The following is a 10,901-nucleotide window of genomic DNA, read 5'->3' as shown; positions in this document are numbered from 1 at the left end:
TCAGCGGGACGGAGCACTGAGCCTAGTCTGGAAATATTCTTCTCCCCACCGCAGCCACTGCATTCAGAAATATAAAAAAGCACATCACCCTATACGGGGGAATGTGCTTGGAACGTCCTCTATTCGTCTATGTATCCAGCTACTCCTTTTTTAATCAAGTATTCCATCTCTACATCCAGGATCTTCTCGACGGTGATCTCATCTAGCTTCACATCTGACTTACCCATGACATAATCTACGAGATCATCAAAATCAACGTCGACATCACCTTTTGCATCTGCCTTCGCACTGTTCATGTACGCTTGCTCATGCTTGAGTACGATCCTGATTTTTTCCGGGTCTACTTTTGTTTTCGAAGCTACATGCGAAACGAGTTCGGTTTCGTTTACTTGCTTACTCATTTGTTGTCATCTCCTATTTCTCTTACCTTCTGTCATTTTACACTATCATTGCGGAAGAAAATATTGTTTCCAAGAGACAATTTGCCCTTATGTCGAGTTGGGTATTCGGGTAATCACTTTTCTGTGAACCAATAAAATCGAAAAAGAAGCTGGGAAAAACGAAACTGTTTTTCCCAACTTCTTTACTTTTGAAGGACTTCTTAGGCTGACTACTCTTCTCTTACGGATAACCAGATGTCTTTGACGAGCTCCATGAAGGTTTGGATTGCGGGTTCTTCTCTTCGGCGCCCCAGACAGACCAGTGATGTTTCTGCTTTCTTGGAAAAGCGGTACAGCTCAATTAGTTCTCCTGTACGAAGTTCTTTTTCCACTAAAACCGTACTGAGCAGGGCTATGCCTGTTTGATTCAGGACTGACCGTTTGATCGTTTCTTCGCTGCTACATTTAATGACAGAAGGTGGGATGTAGTTTAACTCCAACAGGCATTGGGTAATAAATTCATCGAGATTGCACCCCTCCTGATAGGACAAAAAAGGAAAGGTCACGAGTGCATCTGCCAGAGTTTTGTCCTTCATCAAATCAGGAGAAGCAATCAAAGTGAATTGTTCTAAGTCCACGACACTGGAATGAATACCTGGGTGCGAGGTGGTGCCCGCAATGATCCCAATATCCGCCTCGTGGGCTTGGATTTTTTTCAAGGTCTCCTGACTGGTGCATGAAATCACCTGTAGATTGACCTGTGGGTGTGTCTCCACATATGCTTTCAGAATTTGAGGCATGTATTGGATGCAATAAAACTCCGGGGCCGCCACGACCAGCGGCCCTACAGGCATGTCTAAGTAATTAAGTCCCTCCGCCATGTGCTGGAGAACGTAGAAAAGCTGATCCGTATGCTGTTTCACTATTTTTCCGGCCGGTGTCAAAAACGTGCGCTTGCCTACCCGATTGAGCAAAGGATGTCCCAATTCCCGCTCCAATGCTTGAATCTGGAGAGTAATCGTAGGCTGGCTGTATCCGAGTTGCTCTGCAGCCTTCGTCAAGTTCAAATGCTCGGCAACGACCTGAAATGTCTTCAGATTGCGTAACTCCATAATTGATTATCCACTCCCTCACCGAACGACACCCATTCTTCCTGTAAGTGCGTGTTCAAAAAGTCGGCTTTTTGAACAACCTCTGTTAGAAAAAGTGTAGCCGAGAGTAGCTCTATGTTCAACCGATATACCCTATGCGTGCTTCTCTATAATCACTGCCAGCTTGCGAGCATCTACGTTACTGCCGCTCACGATCGTCAGTACCTTTTTCCCTGCCAGTTCGGGTACCGTTCCTTGCATGAGTGCAGCGATACCTACCGCCCCAGAGCCTTCCACCATCAGATGATGCTCCTTTGCCAGCCAGCTCATGGCTTGGGCAACATGTTCTTCCTCTACCAGCAGGAAGTCATCGACGATTTGCAGGGCCAAGTCCAGATTGCCTTGTGTTATTCCCCCATGAAGACCATCTGCGAGCGAATCGCTGTATACCACATCAACCAACCGTTTTTCGCGGAACGAATAGTACCAGGGCGGAGACGCATGTGTCTGAATCCCAATCACCTGCACATCCGGATTGATTGCCTTTGCTGCGAGCGCTACTCCGCAAATTAACCCTCCGCCGCCAGCAGGTACGAGAATGACGTCAAAATCCGGCTCTTCCAAAAGAGCTTCTAGGGCTGCCGTTCCCTGCCCTGCTATGATTTCGTTGTCTTCAAAGGCGTGGACGAACGTTCGCCCAGTTTCTTTCTCCAGTTCATAGGCATATCTTTCTGCGTCATCATAGCTGTCTCCATACACGACCAACTCCGCACCGTAGCGCTTGATCCCCGCTTTTTTGGTCTCTGGTGCGGTTTTTGGCACGACGATCAAGGCCGACACCCCTCGAAGCGAAGCCGCATACGCGACCCCTTGCGCATGGTTGCCTGCTGAAGCGGTAATTACGCCCCGAGCTAGCTCCTCTTCCGTCAAGGATGCGATTTTGTTTAGCGCACCGCGCGCCTTGAATGAGCCTGTTTTCTGCTGGCATTCCAGCTTCAGCCAGACATCAGCATCTGCGATGGCAGACAGCGCGGGTGATGAAATTAACGGGGTATGGACAACCTGCCCCTTTAGATTCTTGTGAGCCTTTACAATATCGAGAAAGGATACCGTCAACGACATGAACCATTCCTCCTTATTAAAATCTTTTCACTAATTGAATCAATAGTTCAACAGCGGTCGGAATGACATCCTCATCAATGTCAAAACGCGGATGATGATGGGGATAGCAGCTCTTTTCTCCACGCATTCCTACAAAAATAAAACTGCCAGGCTTGCGCTCCAAATAGTAAGAAAAGTCCTCGCCACCCATAACCGGCTCTACAATAGCAAGACAGCTCTCGCCAAATTGATCGGTTACGACATCAGCAACGAATCTACTCATTCGCTCATCGTTGACAACAGGCGGGGTCCCCCAATCTACCATGACTTCGGCATCTGCGCTCCATGCCGAACACAATGTCTCAATCGTCTGCTTTAGCTCGCGAGCCAAGAGTTGCCTCGTCTTTTCTGACTGCGCCCGCAGTGTTCCATATAAAACGGCCTGATTCGGGATGATGTTATAGGTCGAGCCGGCTTCCATCCGACAGATGGAAATGACCGCAGGTTCGATTGGGTTGATGCAGCGCGCCACGATTCCTTGAATCGCGTTAATCACCTGGCTTGCCACATAGATCGGATCAACGGTTTCGTGTGGCATCGAGCCGTGTCCGCCACGTCCGGTTATGACGATGCGCAGGTCATCAGCAGACGCCATCATCGCGCCCATACTGATTCCGATCTTTCCTCTCTCAAGAGGCTGCCAGAGATGCAGCCCAAAGACAGCGTCCACATCATCAATCGCACCCTGACGGACGATAGCTTGTGCTCCACTTGGGAGCATTTCTTCTGAGGATTGAAATAGAAAAAGCACATTTGGTGCTACGTCTGCGCGGTTTTCCGAGAGCCATTTGGCTGCCGCTAGCAAAATGGCCGTATGTCCATCGTGACCGCATACATGAGCGACACCTTCATTTTTCGAGAGATACGGCTTCTCTCCCTCTTCAACGACCGGTAGTGCATCCATATCTGCCCGTAACGCAATGGTTTTCTTGCCATCCGTCCCCCGCAACATGCCGACCACATTCGGCGCCTCACATGGAATCAGTTCCATCTTCCATTCCTGTAAATACTTCCGAACATAAGCCGCTGTCTGATACTCCTGACCAGACAGCTCTGGATATTGATGCAAGTATCGCCGTTCACTGATGGCCCATTGTGCAAGAATGGGTGTGCAGAGTGCCATTCATGATCTCCCCCCGTCAATATGGTCCATAACCAATCAGATGCGCGATAACGACTGCTACTGTCGCAATCCCGTACTGCATCAGGATCAGCGGCATAATCCATTTCATCCAGCGTAACCACGGGATGCCAGCCAAAGCCAAACCAGCCATGAAATAGCCTGATGTCGGAATAAAGATATTGGATATTCCATCCCCGAACTGATAGGCAAGAACTGCGGTTTGACGCGTAACGCCAACCAATTCTGCCAAAGGCGCCATGATCGGCATGGTCAAAGCAGCCATTCCGCTGCCGGACGGAACAATAAAGCTGATCACGGTTTGGAGGACGAGCATGCCAAACGCTGTAAGTGCACTAGGCAACTGATTCAAGACACCAGCAGAATAGTAAAGAATCGTATCGAGTATGTGACCGTCATTAAGCACCACAACAACTGCCCGTGCAACTCCAATGACCAAGGCCCCGGCTATCAGGCCAGCAGCACCTTTCATGAAGTTGTCTACCATTTCATTGATACCGAGTCTTCCCACGATTCCGATGATAATGGCCAGCAACAGAAAGATTCCGGATAGCTCGGTGAGATACCAGCCGTATTGAATGACACCAAAGACCAACACGACAAAATTGAGAACAAAGCAAGTCAAGATTCCTTTATGTCTGGCCGTCAGCTTCAAATCTTCACGCAAAAGCTCAGCCGTGTTCTTCCCTTCAAACAACCCGAAGAAGCCCTGCGAACGGTCTTTTTTGACTTTCGACGCATACCGCAGGACGAATGCAGTCGATACGAAGTACATCACGACAAAAACAGCCATTCGATAACCCATTCCCGAAAAAGTGGGCAGCTCAGCGATGCCTTGGGCAACTCCCACCGTAAACGGATTCATTAGTGCAGATGTAAACCCGACCGACGCTCCTACCAGCACAATGGCAGCACCAGTCATTGCATCAAAACCAAGAGCAATCGCCAGCGGAATCATGATCGCGATGTAGGGTAATGTTTCTTCAGCCATTCCCATGAGCGAGCCGCCTGCCGCAAAAAACAGCATCATGATGGGAATAAGCCACTTCTCTTGATTCCTAAGTAGACGCGATAGCGTAACGATGAGAGCTTCAATCGCGCCAGTGGCTGTTAAAATGCCGAATGTTCCGCCAATTATCAATACAAAAAAGATAATGCCTGAGGCCTCCACCAAACCGGTATGCACGCTGTTTACCAGCCCGAGCGGCTTGACTGGAGATGATTCAATCCACTGAAACGACTGTGGATCTATGACACTCCTGCCGTTTACCTCGACTCGTCCGTATTCTCCGGCAGGCAAAATATACGTCAAGATGACCGCAATCGCAATCACGCCAAAAAGTAACGCGAACACATTGACTTCCCACAGCTTCTTCTGCTTTTTCGGCTGCAAATCTACATTAAGCTGACTCATGATATCCCCCCAGTTAGGAATCGTGATCAGAAATGCCAGAATGGTAGAATTTAGGACAAGAGTGTCCCTTTGCTCTCGCCGAAGGGACACTCCTCCTCCCGTTTTATCCGTTATTTGTTTGACTCCAAAAACTCCGATACTTTTGCCAGACCTACTTGAAGCACTTCCGTCGAGCAGGCGTACCCGATTCGTACCCACCCTTCCATGTCAAAGCAACTGCCTGGTGTCAAAAACGCCCCTGTCGTTTTAAACAGGTCAATGCAAAACGTTTCCGAAGGGATATCCAGCTCGTACTTGAGCATTGCGGTTGTTCCTGCCTGCGGCTTTACGTAAGAGACCAACGGCTCCTTCGCCACCCACTCATCGAGAATCTGCAGGTTGTCGCGCACGATCTTCAGGCTGCGCTCCATAATCTTGTCACGGTTTTTCAGTGCATGGACAGCCAGCATGTCATCCAGCATCCCGCAGCTGATGGTCGTATAATCGCGGTGCGTAAAGCAGCTTTTGATCACATCCTGAGGTGCTGCAATCCATCCCAGACGCAAGCCCGCCAACGAAAACACTTTGGACATGCTGCTTGTCGCAATCCCTTTTTCGTACAGGTCGACGATGGATGGTACCACAACCTTCGGGTCTTGGTGCAAATTTCGATATACCTCGTCACACAACAGGTAGGCATCAACGGAGCGGGCAATCTCTACGATTTCTCGCAGCAACCCTTCACCCATCAAAGCTCCGGATGGATTGTTCGGATTGTTGATACAGATCAGCTTGGTCTTGTCTGTAACGAGCGAGCGCAATTCATCCAGATCAGGCAGAAAATCATTTTCCGGCAAGAGTCTGAGCAGCTTGACCTGCGCTCCGAACGACTCCGGTACCGAATAAATTTGCTGATAGGTGGGATGAACGGTAATGACTTCGTCACCAGGCGCAACGAGCGAGAACAAGGTAAGAAAATTCGCTCCAATCGCCCCGTTCATCGCCAAAATGTTCTCGGGCTTCATCGTTTGATACATACTCGCGACGAGGCTGCGGAATTCCGGTGAACCCTCGATATGTCCGTACGTCAGCTTCTTCTGGGCCATCTCGCGGAAAAAATCCTCCGGCTCATCGGAAAGGCGAATCAACTCTTCTACCGTCAGTGAATCAACGCATGTTTCGGCAATATTGTAAACTGCCTCCATCTCGTAGGCGTTCATCCATTCTTCTACTTTAAAAGGTGCAATTCTCATCGTCGTTCCTCTCCTTATCCTTTCACTCTTACAGATCAACTATCGTACCTACACCGCGTTTATCCGCCACTTTCAAAATGTGTGCAGCTGTAAGTAAATCTTGGAACGCGATCCCGGTGCTATCAAAAATCGTGATTTCTTCTACATGTTGTCGTCCTTGGGCATTACCGGAGATGACATTGCCGATCTCTGCTGCGATATCGCCTTCTGTTAACAGACCCTTTTTTACAGCTACCTTCGTCTCTCCCAGGCGTACAGCCTGTCCAACATCATCAACGAAGACGCGCGCTTTTGCAAAAAGCCGTTCATCGATTTCCTGTTTTCCTTCCATGTCTGCCCCTATGCAAGTAATATGCGTCCCCGGCTTTACCCACTCCGCTTGGATCATCGGTTCACGTGAAGAGGTTGCGGTGATGATAATATCTGCTTGTCTAGTCGCTTCTTCGAGGTTCTCCACTGCAATAAACTGCACGTCACAACGGCTGGCAAACCGCTCGTACTCTTCTCCTGCATATTTGGAGACGAATCTGGTCAATAAGCTTTCTTTGATGTTGGCGGCAAAGCTTTGCGCCTTTTCTGGTGATCGCGGATTGCAGATGTACACCCGCTTGATCTCTGTCATCGTCATCAGTGTCGCCATGATTTGAAAAGGAGCCTGATGTCCCGTCCCGACAATCAGCAGGTTCTCTGATTCGGGACGTGCCAAATACTTTGCCCCGATTCCACCGGCAGCTCCTGTACGCATACAAGTGATGTGCTCTCCACTCAAAATCCCCTGCGGTACGCCAGTTTGGCTATCCAATACCATCACCGTACCCACTAATTGTGGCAGGCCTTTCTTGTCATTGTCACCGAACCACGAGACGAGCTTGAGTCCAAATATATCGGCTTGGGGCAAATGACCGGATTTGATATCCATGTCGGCTTTCCCCTCTACGAACTCATGAAAAATGAGCGGAAACAACGTCGCCTGCTGACTCGATTTCATTTGATAGGCTTGCTCGACCACTTCAATCACGCTGGCCATATCCAGCACATCTTCCGTGGTTTCCTGATTGATGACGCGAAATGGAAACATGTCTATCTTCCCTCCCCACTGTTTCTTTCACACTAACACAGTTTTTCAGGGCGAAAAAATTGAAAGATCCAATGGTTCCTATTAAAAAAAGCAAACCCTCCACCAACAGATGCTGGAATGGAGGGTTTGCTTATGCTCCGCCGATTCTTGCCGAAATCGTCGCAGCCTGACGCTTCACTTTTTCGATGAGTTGGGGCAATCGATCTTCTGTCACCCGAAAGCACGGAGCATTGATCGAGAGCGCTCCGACGAGTTGATTTCCGTAGCCGATGATCGGTGCGGCAACTGCCATGGTGCCTTCCGTCTTCTCCTCGTAGCTGATCGCATAGCCACTTTTCTTGGCTTCACTCAGCTGCTCCAAAAATGACGGCTGCTTGTCTCGGGCAAGCTGGGCGGAAACGACTTTTGTAATCGCATCCTGTTTCAAATACGCGAGAATGATTTTACTGGGGGCGCCGATTGTGAGAGGTATCCGCTCCCCCAGGTTCTCGTCGATGCGTATCTTCAGTGGACTTTCTACTTTTTCGATCGGCATCGAATCCGTCCCCGCCAATACGTTGAGGAAGATACTCTCCTCGACTTCATTCGCCAGCTCCTCCATGAAAGGTTTCGCCACAGCCCGCAGGTTCAGCTTTTCATGCAGGATAAAACCGATTTCCATCCACGTATATCCCGGTTTGTAATGCTTGGTGACTGGATCCTGCTCAACCAATCCGAACTGGATCATGGATTCGAGAAAACGGTGGAGCGTACTGATTGGAAGACCTGTTGCGCTCGCCAGCTCCGAAATCGGCCAAGCATGTTTTTCGTCTGAAATCAGTACCCGAATAATTTTCATCGCCCGTTCGACTGATTGAACCATCCTTCTTTCGTCCTCCATGACATAAAGTTACGCTGCAACACTCGTGTTATCTTTCGTTTGTTTAGTGGGGGCTTTTCCTTTGGCAAGTCTTGCTTCCAGCTTGTTCACGAAATACGAGAAGATCATGATCAGCACGAGATAGTACAACCCGACGACCATATACGTCTCCAACTGCTTGTAGTTGGAAGCTGCTTCACCGAGGCCCGTTCCCCATAAATCCTGCATCCCTACGTAGGCGACCAACGACGAATCCTTCAACCCGATAATGAACTGGTTGCCAAGCGATGGGATCGCCCGACGGAACGCCTGCGGCAAAATGATTCTGCGCATCGCCAACGGATACGACATTCCGAGTGATCGGGAAGCCTCCATCTGCCCGCGATCGATTGACTGGATGGAGCCTCGGAAGATTTCTGCAATATACGCACCATTATGAACCGCAAGCGCGATGGCCCCTGCCCAAAACTGGGACAATGTCACCATATTCGCCAAGCCGAAGTACAGAATACAGATTTGCACAATCAAAGGCGTTCCACGAATGACGGTAATGTAGGTGTGTGCGATGTAGTTCAACACTTTGGAATCGGATATTCGGAAAAAGGCAATGACAAGACCTACCCCACAACCGAGGATCAGGGCAACTGCCGTCAACTGAACCGTGAGCCATGTCGCTTTTAGAAAAAGGGGATAACTGGATAGAAAAATATCAATAATCACGTTCAATCCTCCTCACATGAAGCGTTAAAAAGGGGGGCGTCCATCACGGACACCCCGTTGCCCACTCACTGTTTTTGCAAGATATTGCGACCAAACCATTTTTGGCTGATCTTTTCATAGGTACCGTCTTTGACGATCTCATCCAATGCCTTGTTGATCCGCTCCACTGCCTCCTGGTCACCCAAGCGCACAGCAATCGCTTGCTCGTCAAAGCTGAGTGGTTCACCTACATCAATCACTTTTCCGCCGCCTTCTTTAATGAAACGCAAGCCTACTACCTGGTCGGTAATCACAGCATCGAGACGTCCTGTCGGCAAGTCCAGCAAAGCGGTGATATCGCTATCATACTGAGTAATTTTGTCTTCATCGGTCAGCTTTTTCGCCCAATCCAAGTAGTTGGATGCTTTCACGACGCCGATCTTTTTGCCTTTCAAATCCTCTTTGCTCTTGATCGCTGTATTGCCTTCTTGCACGAAAATTTGCGAACCGGAACGGTAGTATGGATTCGTGAACAGAACAGCTTTTTGGCGTTCAGGTGTGACGGTCAAGCTCCCGATGACAGCGTCGTATTTTTTCGCGTCCAGACCGGGGATGATCGTTTCGAATGGATTGGTGATCGGCACTGCATTCATGCCCATTTTTTCTGCCAGCGCTTGTCCGATCTCTACGTCAAAGCCGGTCAATTGCCCGTTTTCCTTGAAACTAAACGGCTTGTATACGCCACTCATGGCGTACGTAAAATCTTTCTTTCCCCCGTCTCCAGAAGCTTGTCCACCTGCTGCTGGCGCACTTTCCTGTGATCCACAAGCCGAGAGCAACAACGAGCCTACCAGAACAGTGGACAACAAAATTCCAGACCATTTTGCACGTTTTTTCATTGGTGATTCCCCCTGTATTCATCTCTATTATTCGTGATCAAAAGACGCCTTTTTGAACTAGCTTTTTCGTGGATTTTAACGGATGCTGCCTAAAAATTGCTTGGTACGATCATGCTGCGGATTTTCAAAGAATTCTCTCGGCGGTCCTTGCTCGAGGATTTGCCCATCGTGCATGAACACCGCCCGATCTGCTACTTCACGAGCGAAGCCCATTTCATGCGTCACGACGATCATCGTCATTCCTTCTTTGGCGAGCTGCTTCATGACCTGTAACACTTCACCGACGAGCTCGGGATCGAGTGCAGAGGTAGGCTCATCAAACAGCATGATCTTCGGCTTCATCGCTAGTGCCCGTGCGATGGCAACCCGCTGCTTTTGTCCACCGGAGAGCATGTCCGGGTAGACATCGGCTTTGTCCTGCATATTTACTTTTTTCAGGAGCTCATACGCTAATTGTTTGGCCTCTGTTGGATTCATCCCTTTGACGTGAACAGGTGCCTCGATCACGTTTTCTAACACGGTCTTGTGCGGAAACAGATTGAAGTGCTGAAAAACCATGCCGACCTCGGCTCGGAACTGATTCAGATTCGTCTTGTGTGGATCAATCTGCTGACCACCGATTCGAATCTCTCCGCTGTCATAAAATTCCAGAAAATTCAAACATCGGAGTAAAGTACTTTTGCCTGAACCACTGGCCCCAAGCAAGACGACAACTTCCTTTTCTTCCACCGTGAGCGTAACGCCCTTCAACACGGTTAACGGGCCAAAAGATTTGACAAGCTGCTTAACCTCAATCATCCTGCTATCCCCCATTTATCTCCCGGATGAATTGCGTATTAGTTTTTCCGAATACCGGAAATGATTTCTGATTTAAATTATAATTATATATTTTCTGATATTCAAGAAAAATATGTTTTATTGAATAAATATTCATGATAGGAATATGG

At 48.9% G+C, this 10,901-nt stretch carries 11 protein-coding genes; all 11 read right to left on the bottom strand.

Annotated features, from left to right (window positions below; translation table 11 throughout):
• Positions 1 to 119 precede the first annotated feature (119 nt).
• Complete coding sequence (locus KB186_RS26975; protein WP_173612023.1) at positions 120 to 401, bottom strand: hypothetical protein; 282 nt, start codon at positions 399 to 401, stop codon at positions 120 to 122.
• 209 nt (positions 402 to 610) lie between these two features.
• Complete coding sequence (locus KB186_RS26970) at positions 611 to 1,492, bottom strand: LysR family transcriptional regulator (protein WP_173612024.1); 882 nt, start codon at positions 1,490 to 1,492, stop codon at positions 611 to 613.
• Positions 1,493 to 1,624: 132 nt separating this feature from the next.
• The gene (locus KB186_RS26965) at positions 1,625 to 2,593 is read right to left on the bottom strand and encodes a threonine ammonia-lyase (RefSeq protein ID WP_232774741.1); all 969 of its coding nucleotides are present in this window, start codon (positions 2,591 to 2,593) and stop codon (positions 1,625 to 1,627) included.
• Positions 2,594 to 2,609: 16 nt separating this feature from the next.
• Positions 2,610 to 3,755 (bottom strand): M20 metallopeptidase family protein, encoded by a 1,146-nt coding sequence (locus KB186_RS26960; RefSeq protein ID WP_232774740.1) that lies wholly within the window; start codon positions 3,753 to 3,755, stop codon positions 2,610 to 2,612.
• Between the two features lie 16 nt (positions 3,756 to 3,771).
• A complete protein-coding gene (locus KB186_RS26955) occupies positions 3,772 to 5,187 on the bottom strand; it encodes a YfcC family protein (protein WP_106778699.1) in 1,416 nt (471 codons plus the stop codon).
• A gap of 110 nt (positions 5,188 to 5,297) precedes the next feature.
• Entirely contained in the window at positions 5,298 to 6,419 is a 1,122-nt protein-coding gene (locus tag KB186_RS26950) for an aminotransferase (RefSeq protein ID WP_232774739.1), read from the bottom strand.
• Between the two features lie 28 nt (positions 6,420 to 6,447).
• Positions 6,448 to 7,497 (bottom strand): ornithine cyclodeaminase family protein, encoded by a 1,050-nt coding sequence (locus KB186_RS26945; RefSeq protein WP_173612026.1) that lies wholly within the window; start codon positions 7,495 to 7,497, stop codon positions 6,448 to 6,450.
• A 130-nt stretch (positions 7,498 to 7,627) separates the two neighbouring features.
• Positions 7,628 to 8,359, bottom strand: coding sequence for an IclR family transcriptional regulator (locus KB186_RS26940; RefSeq protein WP_173612027.1), 732 nt, complete (start codon positions 8,357 to 8,359; stop codon positions 7,628 to 7,630).
• 27 nt (positions 8,360 to 8,386) lie between these two features.
• Positions 8,387 to 9,076 carry an amino acid ABC transporter permease gene (locus tag KB186_RS26935; protein ID WP_056491238.1) on the bottom strand — a complete coding sequence of 230 codons (690 nt, stop codon included), beginning with the start codon at positions 9,074 to 9,076 and terminating at the stop codon, positions 8,387 to 8,389.
• Positions 9,077 to 9,141: 65 nt separating this feature from the next.
• Positions 9,142 to 9,954 carry an ABC transporter substrate-binding protein gene (locus KB186_RS26930; RefSeq protein WP_173612028.1) on the bottom strand — a complete coding sequence of 271 codons (813 nt, stop codon included), beginning with the start codon at positions 9,952 to 9,954 and terminating at the stop codon, positions 9,142 to 9,144.
• Between the two features lie 75 nt (positions 9,955 to 10,029).
• The gene (locus tag KB186_RS26925; protein ID WP_173612029.1) at positions 10,030 to 10,752 is read right to left on the bottom strand and encodes an amino acid ABC transporter ATP-binding protein; all 723 of its coding nucleotides are present in this window, start codon (positions 10,750 to 10,752) and stop codon (positions 10,030 to 10,032) included.
• Between the last annotated feature and the right edge of the window lie 149 nt (positions 10,753 to 10,901).

The organism is Brevibacillus sp. AF8, assembly GCF_021270385.1.
Lineage (GTDB): Bacteria > Bacillota > Bacilli > Brevibacillales > Brevibacillaceae > Brevibacillus.
Note: the sequence above shows the minus strand (reverse complement) of the source record. Positions and strands in the feature narration are given on the sequence as shown.